Below are 22,180 nucleotides of genomic sequence, written 5' to 3'. Positions count from 1 at the left end.
GAAGGAGCTATAATTTCCATGCCCCTAAAGGCAGTAGGAGTTAACAAGCACAAGGCCTTTGTCTATGGCATTCTTTCAGGGGCAGTAGAGCCGATAGCAGCAATAATAACAATATTACTATCAGGAATAATGATTCCAATCCTACCCTATCTCCTAAGCTTTGCAGCTGGAGCTATGTTTTATGTTGTGGTAGAGGAACTTATCCCCGAAGCCACAGGAGAGGGAGAAGGCCACACCAATGTTGGAACTCTTGGCTTTTCTGCTGGTTTTGTAGTGATGATGATCCTAGATGTTATGTTAGGATGAGATATATTAGGCATAGGCGAAAGCTTATGCCCTTTTTTGAAAGAAAAAGAGGTGGACTTTGACTGAAATAAGTTTGGTTAGGATTGATGAAAAAAATCTTAGGAAAATTCGGGAGCTTGGCTTTAGAGAGGACCAACCAGAGTGGAAAAAGTGGGATGGGCCTTATTTTGTAGGCGACTACCAAAAATATGAAAGTTTTGATGACTTCAAGGCCAAAGAGGGGGAGTTCTTTCTAAGCGATAGGCTAAGGGCGATAATAGCTAAGGAAAAACTTGTAGGAGTAGTTACAAAATATTGGGAAGATGAAAGGACCAGATGGCTAGATATTGGCATTACAATTTATAGGAAAGAAAATTGGAACCAAAACATAGGCACAAGAGCCCTCAGTTTGTGGATAGATGAGATTTTCAAAACAACAGAAAAGCTTGCACACATAGGCTTGGTAACTTGGTCGGGCAACCAAAGGATGATAAAGGCCGCCCAAAAACTAGGCATGAAGATGGAAGCAAGGATTAGGAAGGTAAGGTACTATCAAAATACCTACTATGATAGCCTGACCTTTGGAATTTTAAGGGAAGAGTGGAAAAATGAAAGAATATAAAAATCAAGGAAAGAACATGATGATGGGCATGAGCCTAGGAATGATCTTTGGATCAGCTCTTGGAGTAAGTAGGGGAAATATGGGGATTTGGGTAGGCCTAGGTCTAGGTCTAGGAATAACCCTAGGTTCCCTCGCTGACTATTGGATTGAGAAAAATAAATAATTTAAACTTGATTAGATTTTTAAACTGACCTAAGAAAACTTTGGCTTAAATGTTTGGAAAAACACCTATTGGCTAAGCTATCCTAGGAAAGTTTAAAAGTCTTTTTTATTTGTTTTTTTGATATTTCCTACCAATAATTTATTAGAATAGTACATTAATATTAGGGAGGAAGTATGAATTTTTTGGAAAATATTATTACATCTTTGATGTTAATTCGAGTTACAGATATTATTGATATTGCAATTATTGCCTTTGTTATTTATAAGCTTTTCTCACTACTTAGGAACACTAGGGCTGAGCAGGTTTTGAAGGGGCTTATTTTCGTCCTCATATTCGCATCTATTGCCGATATTTTAAACCTCAACACTGTTTCTTGGGTGATGAACCAGTTCTTAACTGTGGCTCTCGTCTTTATTATTGTAGTTTTTCAACCAGAGCTACGTTCGGCTCTTGAAAGACTAGGTAGGGGTAGGAGCATCTTTTCATCCGACAAGATTCAGAGGGATGAAAGGAGCATAGATGAGCTGGTTTCTGCTATGAGCTCGCTTGCTAGGCAAAAGATAGGGGCTCTTGTAGTTCTTGAAAGAGAAGTAGGCCTTGCCGATATTATTGAAAGTGGAACTAAGCTTGATGCAGATATATCCAGCGAGCTTTTGATTAATATTTTTATTCCCAACACTCCACTTCATGATGGAGCTGTAATTATCAGGAAAAACACTATAGCGGCAGCTGCCTGCTACTTGCCTTTGTCCTCTTCTAATACAATTTCTAAGGAACTTGGCACAAGGCACAGGGCAGCTATTGGTATTTCAGAAAAGAGTGATTGTTTGGTAGTTGTTGTTTCAGAAGAAACTGGCAATATCTCAGTTGCTGAAAACGGGAAAATCAATAGGTATTTTGATGAAGAAAGCCTAAAAATCAGGCTCAAAAATGACTTAGTTAATATCGATATGAAGAAGGGAAGTAAAAATGAAGAAAAGAAATGATATGCAGTTGATAATCCTATCAGTTCTTTTGGCTGTTGTGATGTGGGCCTTTGTGGTTACATCAACCAACCCTTCAGTAAATAGGACTTTTAGGAATGTGCCAATCCTTGTTCAAAACAATGACAAGTTGGAAAATAAGGGCTATACCATAATCGGCATTGATGAAGTAAATGATGTGAATATCAAGCTAGAAGGCTCAAGGGATAAGATGGTCAACCTCAAGGAAAGTGATGTGCAAGCATCAATTGATGTGATGAATGTCAGAGAGGGCATCCAATCGGTAAAGGTCAGGGTAGATACTCCAAGTGGGGTAAATCTTGCAGGGATCGACCCAGCAGAAATTAATATCAACGTCCAAAAGATTATTACAAAGAAGTTTCCAGTTAATCTTGTAATCAAGGATTCGCTAAAGGATGGCAAGTCAGTTGAGGTCAAGGAGCAATCTCTAAAGGAAATCACAGTAAAAGGACCTGCCTCCGAAGTTAACAAGATTGATAGGGTTGAGGTAGATATAAACGACCCAGAATACCTTGATGGAAAGATGCACAATATCGACATTCACATCCTAGGCAAGGATGGCAAGGAAGTTGTCAATGTTGAAAGGTCAGATACAGACGTAAATGTATCTTTTACTGTAACAGAAACCAAGAGGGTCAAGATTAACCTAAAAACCTACGGAGAAGTAGCAGATGGCTATGAAGTTAAGTCAACCATGGTATCACCAGATGACTTAGTCCTCAAGGGAAATGGTCAAGTCCTAAAAACAATTGACAATGTTGATACCTATCCTGTAAATATTTCAAACATAAAGACGGACAAGGAGGGAGACATTAGGCTCAATCTTCCGGAAGGAGTAAGCCTTTATGATGGGGAAAATCCAGTCAACTTCAAGATTGTAGTAGGAAAAAAGAGAGCCAATGAATAGGCTAAATACAGACCTTTCCTATGAAAATCTTGTGGAAAGGCTCGAAAAAGCGGGATTTGCAACCTATCCTGTGGGAGGGTGTGTAAGAGATAGCCTTATTAATCGCAAGGTTGAGGATGTGGATCTAACAACCCTCGCAAGACCTGATGATATTAGGCGAGTTTTCTCTGATAAGAAACTTATAGATATAGGCAAGAAGTTTGGCACAATCAAGGTCATAGCCGATGGAGAAGCTTTTGAGATAACGACCTTTAGGTCGGAGGGAGCCTACAAAGATGGTAGACATCCCGATGAAATTCAATTTTCTGACACACTCATTGATGATTTGAAAAGAAGGGACTTCACCATAAACGCCATGGCCTTTGATAAGGGCAATATAATCGACCCCTTTGGGGGAAGAGATGATTTGGAAAGAAAAATCATAAGGGCTGTCGGAAATCCCTACGAGAGAATTTCTGAGGACTACCTGAGAAGTCTTAGGGCAGTGCGCTTTGCTACAAGGCTTGGCTTTGAGCTTGAGGATGGGTTAAAGAAAGCTATTAGGGAAAATTCAGGAAAAATCAACCTTATTTCTAATGAGAGAATTTCCGATGAAATTGGTAAAATCCTCCTTGAAGATGAGCCTTCAAGGGGAGTTAGGCTTCTTGATGACCTTGGACTTTTGCAAGAGATTCTCCCAGAAGTAAAGAGGACTATTGGCTTTGACCAACATTCTTCCCACCATAATTTGGATGTTTATAGCCATAGTTTGAAGGTCTTGGATGGGACGGAGGCTGATCTCGCTACAAGGATGGCTGGTCTTTATCATGATGTTGGCAAGGTCGATACTTTTTTTCTTGATGAGAAAGGCGAGGGGAGGTTTTTTGGACACCAAAAACTTTCAGCAGAGCTTTTGGAAAAAAGACTTAAAGGACTAAAATTTCCGAAATTCTTCATATCTGACGCTACAAGTCTTGTCAAAAGACACATGGACTCCTCAAATACCTACACAAAAAAGTCCATAAGGAAGTTATTAAGAAAATTAGGCGAGGAAAATCTCAGAAGGCTCTTTGACCTTCAGAGGGCAGATATCCTAGCCACAGTCCATACAGACACAGGAAATATCGACCATGCAGAGCGAATCCTTGATGAAGTTTTGCTTGATGAAAGTCCCAAGAAAAGGTCCGACTTAGCCATAAATGGCAAAGACCTCCTAGCCTTGGGCTATCCTCAGGGCAAAGTTATAGGAAAAGTCTTGGCGATGGTTGAAGAAGAAATAATAGATGATAGATTAGAAAATAATAAAGAAGCTATTTTTGCTTTTCTGGCAAAGGGGATAAACCTTGATAGCTAGGCAAATATGTAGTATATTATTCAAATGAGTAAGAACTACCAGGAGGAAAAAATGACAGAATTAAAATCACATGAAAATAATATAGCTAAATTTGAATTTTTAGTTAGCTATGACGAATTTAAGAAGGCAACTGACACAGTATATAAAAGAAATAAATCAAGATATAGGGTAGATGGCTTTAGACCAGGCCATGTTTCTAGGAAAGTCCTAGAAAAAATGTACGGTCCAGAAATCTTCTATGATGAAGCAATCAAGATAGTTTTCCCAAAACCATATGAAGCTGCAGTAGAAGAATTAGGACTTGAACCAATCGACCAACCATCAGTTGATCTTGACGACATAGAAGCTGGAAAAGACATCACCTTCAAGGTAGAAGTTGAAACAAAACCACACCCAGTTCTTGGAGATTATTCAAAACTTATCGTTGAAGAAGTGCCAGTAGAAGTAACAGAAGAAGATATCGAAGCTGAACTTAAAAAACAACAAGAAGAAAATGCAAGACTTACTCCAGTTGAAGAAGGAGCGGCAGAAATGGGCGATACAGTAAACATCGACTTTGATGGCTACCTTGATGGGGAAAGATTTGAAGGCGGTAAGGCTGAAAATTATGACTTAGAGCTCGGTTCTAATACCTTCATCAAAGGCTTTGAAGACCAAGTTAAAGGTCATAGCGTAGGAGATAAGTTTGACGTTAATGTAACTTTCCCTGAAGATTACCAAGCCAAAGAATTCCAAGGAAAAGATGCAAAATTTGAAGTAGAAATTAATTCTATCACAAGAAAAGAACTTCCTGCCCTAGACGACGAATTTGCAAAAGATATCTCAGAATTTGATACCCTTGCTGATTTAAAGGCTGACCTAAAGGAAAAGATAGCAAAAGATAAGGAAGATTATGCTAAAAACATCATCCAAAACCAAGCTATCGAAGCCCTAGTTAAAAAATCAGAAGTAAGTGCCCCAAATGGCATGGTAAACTCAGAAATCGAATTTGAGTTACAAAACCTTGACCAAAGACTCCAACAAATGGGAATAAGCCTTGCTCAATATATCGAAATGACAAAAATGGATATCAACCAAATCCGTGACCAATACAGAGCTCAAGCTGAAGCAAGAGTTAAGGCTAACCTTGTAATTGACGAAGTTGCCCTAAAAGAAGCAATCGAAGTTACAGAAGAAGAAAAAGAAGCTGAAATCAAAGAAGCAGCAGAAAATTATGGAGTAGAAGATTTAGAGAAATTCAAAGAAATCTTCGCTAAAAACATTTCTGACAAGACCCTAGAAGAAAACATCAAGAGAAGAAAAGCTGTTGAACTTCTAGTAGCTAAGGCAGAAGTTCTTCCTCACGAAGAATACCACAAGGCAGTTGGTGATGACCACCATCACGACCACCACGAGGAAGGCGAAGACAAATAAGCTCCATCCAAGATAAGGAGAAATAATGAACGCTAAAAATTATTTAGTGCCAACTGTAGTTGAGCAAACCAATAGGGGCGAGAGAGCCTATGATATATATTCAAGACTTCTAAAGGATAGGATAATCTTCCTATCTGGCGAGGTGCGTGATGAGATTTCAGATATAATCATAGCCCAACTTCTCTTTCTTGAAAGTGAAGACCCAGACAAGGACATCCAATTTTATATAAACTCTCCAGGGGGAGTTGTAACAAGTGGCCTTGCCATTTATGACACAATGAATTATATAAAACCAGATGTTTCTACAATCTGCATAGGTCAAGCCGCCTCCATGGCTGCAGTTTTGCTATCATCAGGTTCTAAGGGCAAGAGATTTTCCCTACCAAGTTCCAACATCATGATCCACCAACCTTCTGGTGGTGCTCAGGGACAAGCTAGTGATATAGTAATTCAGGCAGAACAAATAATTAAAATAAAAGAAAAACTAAACAAAATTCTATCAGATAATACTGGACAATCTCTAAAGAAGATAGAAAAAGACACAGACAGGGACTTTGCTATGAGTGCTTTTGAGGCACTAGAGTATGGTCTGATTGATAAAGTAATTGAAAGTAAGTAGGAAATAATGGCAGATTACGAACAAAAAGAAGTAAGATGTTCTTTCTGTGGCAAGGATAGCTCGCAAGTAAAGAGAATAATTGCAGGTCCTAATGCGTATATTTGTAACGAGTGTGTCGACTTGTGCAAGCAAATTATTGCCCAAGAGAGTGATTCTTTAAATTCATCCTTTGAAAATGTTGAACTTTCAACACCAAAAGAGATAAAGGACTTCCTAGACTCATATGTTATTGGTCAAGATGAGGCCAAAAAGACCCTCTCAGTTGCTGTCTACAACCACTACAAAAGAATAAATAGCAATGAAGAAGACTCTGATATAGAACTTCAAAAATCAAATATCCTTATGCTAGGTCCAACAGGTTCAGGAAAGACCCTGCTTGCTCAAACCCTTGCTCGTAAACTTAATGTGCCATTTGCCATCGCAGATGCGACAAGTCTTACAGAGGCAGGCTATGTTGGGGAGGATGTGGAAAATATAATCCTAAAGCTAGTTCAGGCGGCAGACTACGACATAGAAGTTGCTGAACGTGGGATAATCTATGTTGACGAGATTGACAAGATTACTAGAAAAAGCGAAAATCCTTCCATCACCCGTGATGTATCGGGAGAAGGCGTCCAACAAGCCCTACTTAAGCTAATCGAGGGAACAGAGGCTAACGTTCCTCCCCAAGGAGGAAGAAAGCATCCAAGCCAAGAATACATTCAGGTAGATACTAGCAATATTCTATTCATCCTAGGCGGAGCCTTTGATGGGATAGAAGATGTGATTGGCAGGAGACTTACAGAAAAAACTATCGGTTTTGGTGCAAAGGTCAACAAACAAGATAAACCAAGCCTAAAGGAAGTTAATACCCAAGACCTCCTCAAATACGGACTCATTCCAGAATTTATCGGAAGGGTGCCAATCATTGTAAGTCTTGATCCTCTTGATGTTGCTTCATTGGTAGAAATTCTTAAAGAGCCAAAAAATTCCTTAGTCAGACAATACCAAAAGCTCTTTGACCTTGATGGAGTCAAGCTTACCTTTGAAGATGAAGCCCTTTACGAAATTGCCAAGAAAGCCAACGACCAAAAGACAGGTGCTAGAGGTCTAAGGACAATTATGGAAAATCTTCTCCTAGACTTGATGTTTGAGATACCATCAATCGACGATTTGGAAGAGGTAATTGTTACCAAGGAATCCATAGCTTGTAAGGAAAAATTAGTTTATAAGAAAAGATAGGAAAGGGGATGGCTGCAAAATTTGCAAGCGTCCCTTTTATAGCGAGGTAAACCATGACAGATGTTTATGAAATAAATACAAGTGAATACCCCCTCATTCCCCTAAGAGGCTACTGGCCAATGCCAAGTACCTTCCTAAGTTTTGATTGCAAGAGAAGTATTTCAACCAATGCAGTAGATGATGCAAGACTTAGGTCAACTAACTTGTTTTTGGTCAACCAGAAGGATGTTTTTGAGGACAATCCCAAACAAGAAGACCTCTATGAATATGGTGTAATAGCCCAAGTCAAGGAAATGTTCACCATGCCCAACGGTATTACCAGAGTTTTTGTCAACCCCCTAGGAGTCGGCAAACTCAAAAAGGTAAATATTTCTGAAGGTTTCCTAAAGGCAGAAGTAGATGAGTACCTTTACCAAGAAGAAAGGGATATGGGAAAGCTTGAGCTTGATGCCCTAAAGAAAATTTTGATTGACGATTTCAAGGAATATATCAACTTAGCCAACGACAATTTGGAAGAAATATCCTACTCCCTAATCGAGATTGAGAACTACCAAAGATTAGTTGATGTGATTTGCTTTCACCTAGAGCTTGCCCCAAAGGAATATTACAGCCTTCTTTCAACCCTTGACACCAAGGAAAGGATGACACTGCTCCACGAGCTTATAAGAAAAGAGATAACCCTCAAAAACCTATCATCCGATATAGAAAATAAGGTTCAAGAAAATATTAACCAATCCCAAAAAGACTACTATCTAAGGGAAAAGATGGAAGTTTTGAAAAAGGAAATCAACGCCAACAGTGGAACTGCCTACAGTGAAGCAGACTATTATAGGCAAAAGCTCGACAAGATTAAATTTGATAGCGAAAGCAGGAAGTCCCTAGAAAAAGACCTCGAAAGACTTGACTCTATCCCAGAAATGAGTCCAGACTATGGAGTGCTTTCCGCCTACCTCGACTTTGTCGTATCCCTCCCATGGAAGAAAAAGTCCAAGGATATAATGGATATCAAAAAGGCAAGCTTGGTCTTGGATGCTGACCATTACGGTCTTAGAGATGTTAAGGAAAGAATCCTAGAGTCAATCGCTGTTAGACAAAAGAAAAAGGACACCAAGGGTTCGGTAATTTGTTTGGTAGGCCCTCCAGGAGTTGGTAAGACTTCCATAGCCAAGTCCATAGCCCGTGCACTTGACAGGAAGTTCGTCTCTATGCGTTTGGGAGGAGTAACTGATGAATCTGAAATCAGAGGTCATAGGAGAACCTATGTGGGAGCTATGGCAGGTAGGGTCCTTGCCAATATTGATAGGATCAATGTCAAGAATCCAGTCTTTCTCCTAGATGAGATTGACAAACTCGGCTCAGACTTTAGGGGAGATCCATCAAGTGCCCTCCTTGAAGTCCTAGACCCTGAACAAAATGATAAGTTCATTGATAGGTATTTGGATATTCCCTTCGACCTCTCCGATGTAATTTTCATCACAACTGCTAATGATGCAAATGAGATTCCAGATGCCCTCTACGATAGGCTAGAAGTAATAGAGCTATCTGGTTATACTATGAATGAGAAGAAGTCAATAGCCAAAAAGTACCTCATCGACAAGGAAAAGAAAAACAACGGGCTAAAAGATGAGGAACTAACCATATCCGACTCAGTCCTAGATATAATCATCAAAAATTACACCAGAGAAGCTGGAGTAAGGGAGCTTGAAAGGCTAATCGCCAAGATTTGTAGGCGTGCAGTCAAGGAAATCCTTGAAGGAAAGACAAGCGTAAGGGTCAGCAAACAAAACTACACCAAATACCTTGATAAGGAAAGATTTTTTGATGAGAATATAGAAAAAGAAAATCAAGTAGGCCTTGTAAACGGCTTGGCGTGGACTTCTGTAGGAGGAACCATGCTCCAAGTTGAAGCAAGCGTGATGGAAGGAAAAGGCAATGTGGAAATGACAGGCTCTCTCGGTGATGTTATGAAAGAATCTGGTCAAGTTGCCATGGTCTACATCAGGTCAAATGCAAGTAAGCTAGGCATCCGAGGAAAGTTCCATGAAAATAAGGATATCCACGTCCATTTTCCAGAAGGAGCAACCCCCAAAGATGGTCCTTCAGCAGGAATAACCATGACAACAGCTATGGTCTCAGCCCTAACAGGCAAAAAAGTTAGAAGTGATATAGCCATGACGGGAGAAGTTACAATCAGAGGAAACGTCCTTCCAATAGGAGGTCTAAAGGAAAAAGCCCTTGCAGCCTATGCTTATGGAATTAGAAACGTGATTATTCCAAAGGAAAACCAAAGGGATACCGAAGATATCCCAAAGGAAATCAGGGATAAGATAAACTTTATTCCAGTAGCAAATGTGGCAGAAGTAATAAAAGAGGCTCTTGTATGAAAATCAAGCAAATAGAACTTGAACAAGTGGCTGGCTTTAAGGCGCAATGGCCCAAGGATGAGATGGTCGAGCTTGCCTTTGTTGGCAGGTCAAATGTTGGCAAGTCATCATTCATAAATTCCTTTTTGGGCAGAAAAAATCTAGCCAAAACTTCATCCAAACCAGGCAAGACAAGGACTATTAACTTTTACAGAATTAACAACGACTTTAGGCTGGTAGACCTTCCAGGCTATGGCTATGCCAAGGTTTCCAAGGCGGAAAAGGACAAGTGGGACAGGCTCATAAATGAGTACCTCCACGAGCGAGAAAACCTAAGAGAAGTCTTTCTCCTAGTTGACATCAGGCACGAGCCAACCACCTTAGATAAGCAAATGTATGATTGGATTATAGAATCGGGCTTTACAGGCTTTGTAATAGCGACCAAGTACGACAAGATATCTCGAGGACAAGTCCAAAAGCACATCAAACAAATCAAGAAAAAACTAAATATAGCAGATGAAGGTCTAATCTTTGCCTACTCATCCGAAACCAAACACAACAAGGATGTCCTAGAAGAGCAAGTCGAAGTTATAGTAAAGGCTTAGTAGAAATGGGGTGGGATTTAAGACCTACCCAATAAACTCTACAATTACCAAGAGACAGTCCAAGTCTTTTGTAAACTCTATCATAAGAGATGATTTTCAAAAAATAATAGCAAGAATTTACCGACCTAGGTCGGTTTTTTTGACTTAACTTTTATAAAAGGGATGATAATATTGAGGTGATTAGATGAAACTTGAAATATGTATAGACTCCCTTGAAGGGGCAAGAACTGCCATAGCAAATGGAGCAGATAGGCTCGAGATATGTGGAAGTCTTGACCTTGATGGGATAAGCCCATCGCTAGGACTTGTAAGCCTCCTTGCTAAGGAGAAAAATATAGAAAAATTCGTGATGGTTAGACCCCGTCCCTACGATTTTTGCTACACTGACCAAGACTTTGAAACCATGAAAGAAGAAATAAGAACCTTAAAATCCTATGATATAGATGGATTTGTCTTTGGTATTCTCAAGACAGATGGGACAATCGACCTAGAAAGAACCAAGATCCTAGTTGACCTTTGCTCACCCAAAAAAGTTTGCTTTCACAGGGCCTTCGACTACGCCCAAGGAGGAGATGAGTCAATTAAAGACCTTATTTCAATGGGAGTTGTTAGGATACTCACATCGGGGAGAAAAGAAAAAGCGATAGACGGATGTGCCTATCTCAGGTCAATCAACAAAAAATATGGCAAGGATATAGAAATAATGGCAGGCTCTGGTGTAAGCTACAAAAACATAGAAGAAATCTATAGAAAAACTGGTATAGAAAACTTCCACCTTTCTGGCAAAAAGCCCAGAACAACAGCCATGACTTACCTAAGAGAAAACCCCCTTTACCAAGACCTATCCTACCCCGACCCAAGCCTAATCAAAAAAGCGAGAGAGGCTATAGATAAACTTTAACAAGACACTCGGAAGACTAGAGATATTTTAATAAGCTTTGCAATGAGATAGTAGACTTTGATTTTGCTTTAATTTAGCAAGTTATCCTATGAAACTAATCCGATTTTAAATAATTAATTACTATTGACAAGTGCGAAAAAAATATGGTAAAAATATATATATTCAACTTGATAAATTTCACTTTGTTTGTTTGAACAACCAATTTAATAGTTATTATAAAAAAGCCGACATATGGAAGCTAGAGGATAAGGAAGGCTTATCTCACTAAAACTTTCATAGGTCGGTTTTTCGATTTTAATAATTGATTAGCATGAAAAGAAAGTCTGCTAAAAATATATATTAAAAGAAAAAATATTCTAAAAATCATCGGAGGTCTTATGAAAAGTCGAGCGTACCAATATCTAGCCAAGCACAAAAACCTATTGGTCATGGTTGTATTTATCCTAAGCTTTGCCTATTTGTTTACCTACAACACGAGTGATGTTGAAGGAAATGGAGCTAAGAATATCTGGGATTTTTTCCCAAAACTTGAGAAGAAAGAGCCAATAAGATTAAGAAGATATAAACAATCAGCCGACCTATATAAAGATAGGATTATAGTTAGGAATGGACAGAAGATTATTGTTTGGAAATACAAGGTTAATTTAGAAGGATTAATAGATTTCTTAGATCCAGCTGATAAAATAGAGCACTTTTTCTCCACAACAAAAACATCTGGCTTAGGGACGCCTACTATAAAAAAAATTATCGATCCTGATGGAAATGACTTAGACAATATAGCCTTTAGTTCGACTACTGATATAAATACATGCAAGTATTAGTTTGACAGTCAAAAAATGTATATTAAAGATGGAAGCTATGAATTTGTTATAGAAACTCTCATCACAGAAGTAAGGGACAATTATAGCCTCTACGCCAATACTCAACTTACGGCTATGATGTATGCAAGGGAGAAGCTCGCACCTAGTGGGGTAGAAGTTTACGAACTTGGTCAAGAGACCCTCATAAAAGCTCCAAGTCTCGTTAAAGATACAGTTAAAGCCGAAGATAACTGGGGAGATGAGAATAATATAAGCCTAGTTGACCTTAAAAAGGATGGTCCGAATTTCACGGAATCATCTTCTGATGATGTAATAAGCCAGGGCTATTATATAGATGAAAATAATATTAGGTGGACTGCAATTTACATGAATGATAGCCCAAGCACCAAAGAAAGTGCTTTCTTTAACTTCACACCAGATCACAGCCAAACTCCCAAGGGTAAAGTTAGACTAAGTTTCTATAAATCGAGTGATAAGGGTTATGTTCAAACAGAAGTTAGAGAAGTTGAGGCAAGTAAGTTTAGGATAAATGAGATAGAGCCGGGAACAATAGTTCAGGCAGTCCTTGACACTGATATAAAAGAAAAAGTTAAGGATCATAGTCTTGGATGCGGGGCAAGCCTTGAGGCTATGTTTGCTAATTTCACCATCCAAAAAATCTGGCAAGAAATCCAGCCCGATGCTAGTGTTTTTAGAATCTGGACAGGGGATAAATCAGAAGAAAAAACAATAAAAAAGACTTCTTTGGCTGAGTCAATAGATGGAAATCCAACAACTATGCTCAAAGAAACCAACAAGCTTAAGTTTGAAAAGACAGCTTCAAATCCATCTTTCTACAAAAGAATATCTTATGGTGTAGAAGAATTAGAAAACGAAAAGTACATTCTAAGTTGGTCAACTGTAGATAGGGAAAACTTAATCTACACCTTTGCCAATAGGGAAAAAAAGAAATTCGCTACTGAAACTAAGCCCACCGAAGATGAGGACGATGACACATCTCAATGTGGAAGCGAAGTCTATGGTGTTACTAAGGTCAACCCCGTGGATATTCATTCCTATAGGTATGGCATAGAAGGCAAGGATGAATGGTTTGGTTATGGTGGAGGTATAGAAGGAGAATTTAGAATACCTTCCGATGTTGGTTTAGGTTCCTATTTCACCTTGAAGATTCCGCCAGAATTAAAGATAGAAAAAGCAGTTAATGATTCCATGAAATGGGCCTATATTCGTGATGAATCGAATAATCCTATTGGGGAAATGTTCCTTACACAAAAAGATGAAGTTACCTTCAAATTAAATAATTCTGCAAGGAAAAGTAAATCCTATACAGGAAAGTTTTATATAGGAAATGTCCAAAATAAAACTCAGCTCTTTAGTGTTGATGGAAGAAGAGTATCTGAAGAGCAAGCAAAAAAATATTATTGGGGTGTAGTTCAGGATCCATCAATTTTTTATGATAAGCAAAATCCACAAAACAAAAATGTTATTAAACAAGTTAAATATTTGTCCTCTTTTTACAATGCAAATCTTGATAGAACCTGCAAGGTGAGTCTTAAAGCTCAAGCATCAATCAACTACAATGATTCCAAAATAATGGAAAATATGACTCATGCCAACAAGTATGTAATAGAAGATGATGAAGATGACAACTATTTGCTTTATGAGCTTGTGATTAATGCAGGTCAGTATAGTAACATTACAAGCTTTAAGGATTATCTATCGGAAACTATTGAACTCTATCATGGTAATGGTCAGGCATAATTTGCCCAAGATATAGAAGTGTATGTTGGCGATCCAACAGCAAGTTGCACAGTTGATAAAAATACCATGAAACAAATATATCCTAATAGGCAAGTTTCATCTCCTCAAATTCAGATAAATGGTCGTGCAATCAACCTAAAAGATCCAAATTCTAAAACCAAGTCCAGAAGTCAGGTGCTAGAAAAATATGAAATAACCTTTAAGAGTCCCGACCTTAGGAACAGAACACTTTTGATTAGGATGAAGGCTAGGAAGATAGCTGAAAGAAACTTATCCAACTATATAAATTATCGCTACAACGGAAACAAGTATTCTTATAATAGGGTTGAAGTAGTAGCCACAAACGGTAGGAAATATGGTTACCAGAATGCCTATGCAACTGCTCCAGCTGATGCAGGAGGAATAATTTCTCCTGGTACTGGAGAAAGGGGAAACTTTAGGTTTAGAAAAGTTTATAAGGCAAACAATGTCACCAAACCTATAAGCAACAATCCAGCTATCTTTGAAATAAAAGATAGTAATGATAAGAGTCTTGGAAAGGTGAAAACTGACAAGGATGGCTATGCATTTTTTGATAATTTGGAAAAGGGCAAGACCTATTATATAAAAGAAATTTCACCGCCTAAAGGCTATATACAAGATTATACAAATTACAAGGTTACTGTTTCAAAAACAAACGTAAATGATATAAGGATGACAGTAGCTGGTAAAGACGTATCTATTTCCTATGACAAGCCTTACGATTTTGTCAATCAAAGGCTCTATCCACTTAGAATCAAGAAACTTGACAATAATTCCAAAAAAGCCTAAGTGGGGCAGTCTTTAGGATAAGAAACAAGGACGCTAATACTCCTATTTACAATATGACCCTAGGCAAGGGTCAATCAATCTCTGAATTTACCTTTAATGGTCTAGCCAAGGGTTCCTATATTCTTGAGGAAGTTGAAGCTCCTAAAGGTTATAAGAAAATTGCACCAATGGAGTTGCAATTTGATGTAGCTAAGGGTACAGCCTTAGTTAACCAGTCAGACCCCTATGGGGCTAGTTCAAAAATCCATGAAAATCCTGTAAATGGAGCCTACGAAATCGAAATCTACAACGATAGTGGAAGTAAGCCCAAGAAGGGCAAGGTTAAATTCATAAAGACCAACCAATACGGCAGAAGATTTACCGACGATATGTATACTGTTCTTAAAGAAAAAATCGAAAATGGTGAGTTTGGTAATGTTTATGGTGAAGACAAATATAAAAAGATATATATGCTCATAAATGAATTTACAAAATCTACCGACTTTGTTTTATATAGGGATTATCCTGATGGGTTTGGTAATTATGGGTCATTTACCACCAAGGATGGAGTAAAGATATATCCAGCTTTTGTCAATGGTAGTGATTTACAGACTTTTATGAATGGTAAAACTGGAGAGTTTGAGTTTGATGGTCTAGGTAAAGGGAAATATTGGATAGTTGAGCAAATTAGAACTAATAATTTTACGCACTTCGATGATTATAAACTAGTCTATGATGTTGGAGGATTTTCTAAAATTGAAGGTGGAGTTATTGCCAAAGAACTAGCTTCTTCTGAGGTAAATAGAAGCGGGTATGTTTACAAAGTTAATGATAAAAAAATCAATGATGAAATAATCAATGTTTCTAATACAAAAAAATCGACAAGTTTTAATATAAAAAAGGTTGATAGCAATGATAGAACACTCCCCTTAGAGGGAGCGGAGTTTACTCTATTTTGGCTTGGGAAAGACAACAAGACCAAACAAGTTGATAGGCAAACATCCGATTCAAATGGCTTGATTCACTTTGAGGATATCAGGCCAGGAACCTATAGACTTTATGAGACAAAAGCTCCAGAAGGCTACCACCTTAGTAGGAGTCCATTTGAGCTTGTGGTTGATGACAAATTGACTGTAACTGTAAGAAGAAATGGACAAAGGATAAATAAAACAGCTGGCTTTTACACCTTCACCAACAATAAGGAAACGATGATTAGAATAATCAAAAATAATGAAAATAATAAGCCTTTGAAGGGAGTCGCAAAATTCTGCATCTTTAAAGTTGGAGATGATGTAAGCGATGAAGATATCAACGAAGCCCTAGCCAACAATGATGGATGGAGCCTAGCTAAAAACAAAACTAACTGTAGCTGGCATGAGTATACAGATGATAAGGGTGATGACCTTATAAGACTTAAAGGCAAGGATTATTACCTACCTAAGAAAGCAAATACTGGTATTAATTATCAGATTTTAGAAGTAAAAGATTGTAAACTTGAAAGCCAAGCTCTCAAATTTAGGATTTCTGGCAAGTATATTTTTGCAGAATACGAATCACCTTATGGATACGATATTATAAAAAAAACCCCTTCTAGTGGAGCTTAGCAAAGATGAAAAGGGCAATGTTGCTATAAAAAAGCTTGGGGATAATAAGGATATTAGCTTATCTGGTAAGGACAATATGTTTGAATTTACTTGCAAAAATGACGTGATTAGGTCAAAGTTTGCCCTAAGAAAGGTAAAAGAAACGACAAATAAAACGAAAAATCCAATCGGTGAAGATATTTCAGTCCAAGAAGAAGTTGAATTTAAACTTACCAAAATAAAGCATAGGATAGATCCTGGAGTAAAGATTGGAGATTCTGACATTGATAGGACTTTTGGAAATAATGGGTCGGTAAATAAAAAATGGAAGCTTAAATAAAACTATGTTTTTGATAATCTAACCATGGGTTACTACGACCTTGAGGAAACTAAGGCTGCTGAGGGTTTTGTGAAAAATCCAAAGGCAACTTACAGACTTCTCGTTGATGATAAAGGTTCTATAGGCTTTTACATTTTTGAAAATGGTATAGAAGTTCGCCACTATGATATTAAAGAGTATGAGACTCATGTTGGATCTTGGTTTTATGATATAAATAACCTCATAAGAATCGAAAACAGACAAGAGCCTATGGCTAAGTTTGCCTTCTACAAGAGAGCAGAATCTACTACAAGCCATATGGCTGAGCTTTATGATAGGAACTTGGAAGCTAAGTTTAAGTTGACCAAGGACGGCGATAGGTCTTTCAAGGCTCTTGAGCAAACTAAGAAAGCGTTTGAGAAGTTTATTTTTGAAAATCTCAAAAAAGGGATGTACACTCTCGAGGAAGTTCAAGCTCCGAGGGGTTACCTTAAGACAGCCAAGAACTACAAGATAAGCGTAAGTGAAGACGGAAGTGTTAGGATTTTCGAGCCAACAGCTGATGAAGTTCCTAAGAAAGTAAGGGCAACTTTCTCCCACAAGCTAAAAACTAATTCAGTTGCTAATATTTCTTTTGCATCAGATGGGGATGAAGGAAATGAAGCTGTCTTTAAGTTGAAAGATTCGAAAATTAACAAGGGAGATTATATCCAATTAGACCTAGGTAGCCTCCATTACATCAGCAAGGTAAAACTCCTGCAAAATATAAGAGCAAATAGTGGAAACAATGATGCCTTTGATGATGTTGACCTAGAGTATTCCCTTGATGGGACTAACTTCTACAAGTTTAAGAATTACGCTAACACCAATCCGACCAAGGGAACTTACGCCAACACGATTAGGACGATTGATGAAAATACTCCTTTCTGTGCCAAGGTTGTTAGGATTAGGAATAAGGTTGAGTCTAGTGGTCGTTGGTTGAGGCTAAATGAATTTAGGGTTGAGGGTTATCCTGTAAGCCAGAAGAAGGAAATATCCTTTGAAAATCAAGAGACCTTAGCAACTAGTGATTCCCATGTTTTTGAGATTGCCAACTTAGAAATACCAAAAATCAAGCTTATAAAGACTGATGAAAATGGAAGAGATATAGCAAAAGCTTATGCAGAGTTTGAGCTAAGAAAAGTCGATGATGCTAGTACAAATGTTAATAATCTCACAGAAGGCTCTGGAGACTTAGTCTATAAGATTATAGTTGACAATGGAACAAGCAAGCTAATTGATAGCAAAGTAAATGAAGTTTCGGACAGTCAATTAAGCCTAGACAAGGTCGGTAAGTATATCCTTGTAGAGAAAACTTCTCCAAAATTCTACAAGAAACTTACTAAGCCAATACTTTTAGAGGCCTACCAAGACCAAGTAGCGATAACTGGTGGTAAGAAGAAGGTACTTTGGTTTAGAAATGTTGCAAGTGTTAGCAACTTGACCATAGGTCTTGAAGAAAATGGTAGACTGATTAAATTTAGCGTTAAAAACACGAAAATCCAGTCTAAGTTTGCCTTCAAGAAGAAAATCCAAAGTGCTCCTAACATGACAATGCAAGATATTCCTAATGGAAATCTTCAGGCTGAATTTAAGTTGACCAAGGATGGGGATAATTCATTTGCACCACAGGTTCAAAAGAAGAAGGTCTCTGAAAGATTTGAATTTACAAATCTTTTAGCGGGAGATTACACTCTCGAAGAAACCCTAGCTCCATCAGGTTATATGAGAGCAAATTTAGACTACAAGGCAAAAGTAGACGATTATTTAAATGCGGTTGTTTATAAGGATGCTACTAACAAAACGCCAGCAAAGATTAATGCGAGTCTAAGCCATAACTTTGGAAGCATCCAAATAGATAATGTGGGAAATGCAACTGATGATGATGACACCAATGAAGCAACCTTCCGCTTATCTGGTTCAAAATTAAAGAAGGATGATTACCTCCAACTAGCCTTTAATGAAGCACATTATGTAACAAGCCTAAAATTCTTGCAAAATACTGTTAGCAAGGATGCAGGAAAGGATATATTTGAAGACTTTGACATAGAGTATTCTCTTGATGGAACAAACTTCTATAAGGCTGATTCCTACAATAAGACTTTGGTAGATGATAGCGAAATCAAGACTATTAATCTTTCTAATCCTTTTGTAGCAAAATATGTACGCATAAGGAGCAATGTTGAATCTGGAAGTCGTTGGCTAAGGGTTACAAGCTTTGAAGCCCAAGGCTATAGGGTTGAGCCTGTAAAAGATTTAGCAAACGAAAGACAAGATACAATCCTAGACACAGATTTGTTTGATATAGGAAACTTGGAAAATCCTAAGATTAGGATAATCAAGCAAGATGAGAATGGAAGAGCAATATCAAATGCTAATGCAGAATTTGAGCTTAGAAAAGTTGATGATTCTGTAGCGGATGTTAATAATCTGAATGAAAATTCTGGAGAACATGTTCACAAGATTTCTATAGAAAATAGTCTTACTAAGGTAAAAGATAAGGATGGAAGAGAGGTTTCTGATAATCAACTTCAAATTCAAAAGCTAGGAAAATATATCCTAGTTGAGAAAGTTCCTCCAAGAGGATATAGGAAGCTCGACAAGCCAATCCTTCTAAATGTCAAGGAAGACCAAGTTGATGGTGGTAAGAAGAAAATCTCTTGGTTTGAAATAAAGCCAAGCACTTATATAGCGAAATTAAGTATCGACACAAATAATGGTGTAATGGCAGTATTTAGGGTAACCAACAAGGAACTAAAGTCTAAGTTTGCTTTCAAGAAAAAGGCAACCTCCTTGTAAGAACCTATGGTTGATATAGCGGGTGATAAGACTGCTACTTTCAAGCTCACCAAGGATGGAGATAAGACCTTCTCACAAACTTTGACCAAAAAAGTAAATGAAACTTTTGAATTTAACTACCTAAGATAGGGAGACTACACCCTTGAAGAAACTCTTGCTCCAAAAGGCTTTATGAAAACTGACAAGCTTTATAAGATTAGCATTGATGATGAGGGTACAGTTAGGGTTTATGAGGATAGCAAAAATCCAAGAGATGAGAGAGTAAAAGATGTCCAATTAAGCCATAATTTAGCGTGTCAAGTTGAAAATATAGAAAATGTTACAGATGGTAACGAAAATAGCCAAGCTATTTTCCATTTGAATAATAATTCTTTGAATAAGGATGATTATATAAGTCTTGACTTAAAGACGACTCATAAGATAAGTAAGATTAAATTAATCACAAACAAGGCTAATACTGGTGAAGCTGGCAATGATGCCTTTGATGATTGTGCTTTAGAATATTCTTTTGATGGACAAACTTATTTCAAATTAAAGGATTATCAAAACACTAACCCTGACAAGAATAATAGGGCAAATACAATCAACACCATCACTTATACAGAGCCAATATATGCTAGATATATAAGAGTTAGAAACAAGCTTTGGTCATCTGGTCGCTGGTTGAGAGTTGATGAGTTTGCTGTTGAAGGTCATAAGCTTATGGATATAAGCTCAATTAGCCAAAAAGACCAAGAGAACCTAAAGCCTTTTGATATTGGAAATCTCCAAAACCCAAGGCTCGTCCTTGAAAAAATCGACGGTAAAACTAATGAATTAATTGATACTAACAAGGTCAATAAAGACTTCACTGCGAAATTTGCCCTATACAAGATACCAAATGATATTACAAGTACGGAAAATCTCAACTATGGTACTTTTAGAAAAGTAAAAGATATTACTTTAGTAAATGGTAGGGCAGAATTTGATGATGGACCTATAACAGAGCTTGGTCGTTATCTCCTTTCTGAAACTTCCAACCCTGATGGTTACCAAATAATGAATCCAATAATTCTCGACTTGGTAAAGATAAAGGGAGTTAGTGGGACAAAGCTTAGTCTTGGATGGAAATTAGTTAGCGAGTCTTTAACCAATGATGTCTATAACTTTAAAGCAGAAGATGCTAACAAGAAATTTGATGATAAAATCGAAATAGACTATTCAAAACTTTTTGAAGATAATCCAACCATAACTTTGAAAGTCAAAAACTACTGGGATGATTTGGGAGAATTTGCCTTTGAGAAGGTCGACAAGAAAGATAAATTCATCATAAAGGGAGCAGATTTCAGGTTGGCTAAGGATGATGACGATAAGTTTATTCCTCGTGATGGATACGATGAAACAATAAATAGGTACGTCTTTGACTTCCTAAGTCCAGGCACTTACACCCTAGAAGAAACTAGACTTCCAGATGGTTATATGAAATAAGATAAAATCTTAAAGGCCTTTGTGAATGAGTATGGAGATACAAGCTTATTTACCATTAAGGGCAAGGAAAAAGTTGGCAAAATTACTTTGACTAAAGATAACTTAATTTATTCAGACAGGTACAGTAAGTATATTGCTGATTATGATAAGGAGAGAATGTTTGATAACGACAAAAATAGTGTTGGCGAGGTTAAGTTATGGAGCCAATCAATTGGTGATCATGTAGATAAGGACGAATTTGTTGGAATTGACCTAAAGGGACTTTATAGGATAGATTCCTTTGACTTTAACCAAGGTCCAGCTAAGGGGTCTAATAATGGAAATGATGCCTATGATGAATATGTAATTGAGTATTCACTTGATGGTGTCAACTATAGGAGATTTAGAAAGTATAAGAATCCAAATGGAACAAACAAGCCTAGTGATGATAAGCGTAATGAGGTTTATGATATAAGCGAAAATCTCAATACCTATGCTAGATATATAAGGATTAGAAACTTAAGCAGAGGCGAAAGACGCTGGCTAAAAATAAGAGATATATCTGCAACAGGCTATAAGGTAGAGGAAATCAAAAACTTTAGTAAAAATGATACTGTTGTCCCAGCAAAGATTGATAATATCAATAAGCCGAGGGTTAAAATTATAAAGAATGATGATGGCAACAAGAAAGTTTCTGGAGCGAAATTCAGTCTTTATAAGGTCTTAGATGACAGAATAAACTCTGAGAATAAGGGAGAATACAAGGTAAGTGAAATAACCTTCCTAAATAAGAGTTATGTAAAAGAAATCAAGAAGAATTTTGACCTTATAGATGGAGAAGTTATATTTGAAAGTAGGGACTTGTATATAGACCAACTAGGTAAGTATATCATAGTAGAAGAGACTGCTCCAAAAGGTTGTTTGAAACTAAAAGAGCCAATCCTTTTGGATTTGAAGGAAGAAAATGGTAAGGCTAAGGTCGATGTTTTAAGCCAAAAGCATATGGCAACTAGCAAACTTACAAGTGATGATATTGTAGAAATCACAATCAAAAACCACAGGTTCACATATCCAAGAACTGGTGGGATGGGAGTAATTCTCTTCTCAATAATCGGTGTCTAGGTGATGAGCCTAGGAATTTTCTTCTACCAAAGGAAAACTTCAATAGATAGATAAAATAAAAATCG

General features: G+C 37.5%; 21 protein-coding genes. All 21 read left to right on the top strand.

From position 1 onward, the window contains the following. A partial coding sequence (locus Q0W95_RS01520; RefSeq protein WP_297789031.1) for a ZIP family metal transporter occupies positions 1–306 on the top strand: 306 nt, incomplete at its 5' end. A gap of 58 nt (positions 307–364) precedes the next feature. After that, complete coding sequence (locus Q0W95_RS01515; protein ID WP_297789028.1) at positions 365–907, top strand: GNAT family protein; 543 nt, start codon at positions 365–367, stop codon at positions 905–907. Next, a complete protein-coding gene (locus tag Q0W95_RS01510) occupies positions 894–1,070 on the top strand; it encodes a hypothetical protein (RefSeq protein WP_297789025.1) in 177 nt (58 codons plus the stop codon). The genes Q0W95_RS01515 and Q0W95_RS01510 overlap by 14 nt, the downstream gene beginning before the upstream one ends. A 173-nt stretch (positions 1,071–1,243) precedes the next feature. Then, entirely contained in the window at positions 1,244–2,056 is an 813-nt protein-coding gene (gene cdaA / locus Q0W95_RS01505) for a diadenylate cyclase CdaA (RefSeq protein WP_297789022.1), read from the top strand. Further along, positions 2,040–2,981 carry a CdaR family protein gene (locus Q0W95_RS01500; protein WP_297789019.1) on the top strand — a complete coding sequence of 314 codons (942 nt, stop codon included), beginning with the start codon at positions 2,040–2,042 and terminating at the stop codon, positions 2,979–2,981. The genes cdaA and Q0W95_RS01500 overlap by 17 nt, the downstream gene beginning before the upstream one ends. Continuing rightward, the gene (locus Q0W95_RS01495) at positions 2,974–4,314 is read left to right on the top strand and encodes an HD domain-containing protein (protein ID WP_297789016.1); all 1,341 of its coding nucleotides are present in this window, start codon (positions 2,974–2,976) and stop codon (positions 4,312–4,314) included. Before Q0W95_RS01500 ends, Q0W95_RS01495 begins: the two co-directional genes overlap by 8 nt. Before the next feature lie 51 nt (positions 4,315–4,365). Further along, positions 4,366–5,727, top strand: a complete 1,362-nt coding sequence (gene tig / locus Q0W95_RS01490) for a trigger factor (protein ID WP_297789013.1) — start codon at positions 4,366–4,368, stop codon at positions 5,725–5,727. Between the two features lie 25 nt (positions 5,728–5,752). Then, positions 5,753–6,346: an ATP-dependent Clp endopeptidase proteolytic subunit ClpP gene (gene clpP, locus Q0W95_RS01485; protein WP_297789010.1), complete on the top strand. Its 594-nt coding sequence runs from the start codon at positions 5,753–5,755 to the stop codon at positions 6,344–6,346. A 6-nt stretch (positions 6,347–6,352) separates the two neighbouring features. Then, positions 6,353–7,567: an ATP-dependent Clp protease ATP-binding subunit ClpX gene (gene clpX, locus Q0W95_RS01480; RefSeq protein WP_297789007.1), complete on the top strand. Its 1,215-nt coding sequence runs from the start codon at positions 6,353–6,355 to the stop codon at positions 7,565–7,567. 53 nt (positions 7,568–7,620) lie between these two features. Continuing rightward, positions 7,621–9,951 (top strand): endopeptidase La, encoded by a 2,331-nt coding sequence (gene lon / locus Q0W95_RS01475; protein WP_297789005.1) that lies wholly within the window; start codon positions 7,621–7,623, stop codon positions 9,949–9,951. Continuing rightward, entirely contained in the window at positions 9,948–10,535 is a 588-nt protein-coding gene (gene yihA / locus Q0W95_RS01470) for a ribosome biogenesis GTP-binding protein YihA/YsxC (protein ID WP_297789002.1), read from the top strand. Before lon ends, yihA begins: the two co-directional genes overlap by 4 nt. 184 nt (positions 10,536–10,719) lie before the next feature. Further along, on the top strand, positions 10,720–11,436 hold the full coding sequence (locus Q0W95_RS01465; protein WP_297788999.1) for a copper homeostasis protein CutC: 717 nt from the start codon (positions 10,720–10,722) through the stop codon (positions 11,434–11,436). Positions 11,437–11,813: 377 nt separating this feature from the next. Next, positions 11,814–12,257 carry a hypothetical protein gene (locus Q0W95_RS01460; RefSeq protein ID WP_297788996.1) on the top strand — a complete coding sequence of 148 codons (444 nt, stop codon included), beginning with the start codon at positions 11,814–11,816 and terminating at the stop codon, positions 12,255–12,257. Positions 12,258–12,272: 15 nt separating this feature from the next. Further along, on the top strand, positions 12,273–14,018 hold the full coding sequence (locus tag Q0W95_RS01455; protein ID WP_297788993.1) for a hypothetical protein: 1,746 nt from the start codon (positions 12,273–12,275) through the stop codon (positions 14,016–14,018). An 18-nt stretch (positions 14,019–14,036) separates the two neighbouring features. Continuing rightward, positions 14,037–14,828, top strand: coding sequence for a prealbumin-like fold domain-containing protein (locus Q0W95_RS01450; protein WP_297788990.1), 792 nt, complete (start codon positions 14,037–14,039; stop codon positions 14,826–14,828). A gap of 17 nt (positions 14,829–14,845) precedes the next feature. Continuing rightward, positions 14,846–16,411 (top strand): SpaA isopeptide-forming pilin-related protein, encoded by a 1,566-nt coding sequence (locus tag Q0W95_RS01445; protein ID WP_366800472.1) that lies wholly within the window; start codon positions 14,846–14,848, stop codon positions 16,409–16,411. Beyond that, positions 16,401–16,730: a hypothetical protein gene (locus Q0W95_RS01440; RefSeq protein WP_297788987.1), complete on the top strand. Its 330-nt coding sequence runs from the start codon at positions 16,401–16,403 to the stop codon at positions 16,728–16,730. Before Q0W95_RS01445 ends, Q0W95_RS01440 begins: the two co-directional genes overlap by 11 nt. A gap of 24 nt (positions 16,731–16,754) precedes the next feature. Beyond that, positions 16,755–19,547, top strand: a complete 2,793-nt coding sequence (locus Q0W95_RS01435; protein ID WP_297788984.1) for a SpaA isopeptide-forming pilin-related protein — start codon at positions 16,755–16,757, stop codon at positions 19,545–19,547. Between the two features lie 6 nt (positions 19,548–19,553). Beyond that, positions 19,554–19,676, top strand: coding sequence for a hypothetical protein (locus Q0W95_RS01430; RefSeq protein WP_297788980.1), 123 nt, complete (start codon positions 19,554–19,556; stop codon positions 19,674–19,676). 42 nt (positions 19,677–19,718) lie between these two features. Next, complete coding sequence (locus Q0W95_RS01425; RefSeq protein ID WP_297788978.1) at positions 19,719–21,014, top strand: discoidin domain-containing protein; 1,296 nt, start codon at positions 19,719–19,721, stop codon at positions 21,012–21,014. 21 nt (positions 21,015–21,035) lie between these two features. After that, a complete protein-coding gene (locus Q0W95_RS01420) occupies positions 21,036–22,115 on the top strand; it encodes a discoidin domain-containing protein (protein ID WP_297788975.1) in 1,080 nt (359 codons plus the stop codon). The last annotated feature ends 65 nt before the right edge of the window (positions 22,116–22,180 follow it).

This window comes from uncultured Anaerococcus sp., from assembly GCF_947253225.1.
In the GTDB taxonomy this organism is placed as follows: Bacteria; Bacillota; Clostridia; order Tissierellales; family Peptoniphilaceae; genus Anaerococcus.
The sequence above is the reverse complement of the archived record's forward strand: the minus strand, read 5'-3'. Positions and strand labels throughout refer to the sequence as shown.

Excerpts from the sequence above, each read along its gene's own strand:
- lon (WP_297789005.1), top strand. The coding sequence starts at position 7,621 with ATGACAGATGTTTATGAAATAAATACAAGTGAATACCCCCTCATTCCC.
- Q0W95_RS01435 (WP_297788984.1), top strand. The coding sequence starts at position 16,755 with ATGGGTTACTACGACCTTGAGGAAACTAAGGCTGCTGAGGGTTTTGTG.
- Q0W95_RS01510 (WP_297789025.1), top strand. The coding sequence starts at position 894 with ATGAAAGAATATAAAAATCAAGGAAAGAACATGATGATGGGCATGAGC.
- Q0W95_RS01425 (WP_297788978.1), top strand. The coding sequence starts at position 19,719 with ATGAAAACTGACAAGCTTTATAAGATTAGCATTGATGATGAGGGTACA.
- Q0W95_RS01500 (WP_297789019.1), top strand. The coding sequence starts at position 2,040 with ATGAAGAAAAGAAATGATATGCAGTTGATAATCCTATCAGTTCTTTTG.
- cdaA (WP_297789022.1), top strand. The coding sequence starts at position 1,244 with ATGAATTTTTTGGAAAATATTATTACATCTTTGATGTTAATTCGAGTT.
- clpX (WP_297789007.1), top strand. The coding sequence starts at position 6,353 with ATGGCAGATTACGAACAAAAAGAAGTAAGATGTTCTTTCTGTGGCAAG.
- tig (WP_297789013.1), top strand. The coding sequence starts at position 4,366 with ATGACAGAATTAAAATCACATGAAAATAATATAGCTAAATTTGAATTT.
- Q0W95_RS01455 (WP_297788993.1), top strand. The coding sequence starts at position 12,273 with ATGTATATTAAAGATGGAAGCTATGAATTTGTTATAGAAACTCTCATC.
- Q0W95_RS01460 (WP_297788996.1), top strand. The coding sequence starts at position 11,814 with ATGAAAAGTCGAGCGTACCAATATCTAGCCAAGCACAAAAACCTATTG.
- Q0W95_RS01495 (WP_297789016.1), top strand. The coding sequence starts at position 2,974 with ATGAATAGGCTAAATACAGACCTTTCCTATGAAAATCTTGTGGAAAGG.
- Q0W95_RS01465 (WP_297788999.1), top strand. The coding sequence starts at position 10,720 with ATGAAACTTGAAATATGTATAGACTCCCTTGAAGGGGCAAGAACTGCC.
- yihA (WP_297789002.1), top strand. The coding sequence starts at position 9,948 with ATGAAAATCAAGCAAATAGAACTTGAACAAGTGGCTGGCTTTAAGGCG.
- clpP (WP_297789010.1), top strand. The coding sequence starts at position 5,753 with ATGAACGCTAAAAATTATTTAGTGCCAACTGTAGTTGAGCAAACCAAT.
- Q0W95_RS01430 (WP_297788980.1), top strand. The coding sequence starts at position 19,554 with ATGGTTGATATAGCGGGTGATAAGACTGCTACTTTCAAGCTCACCAAG.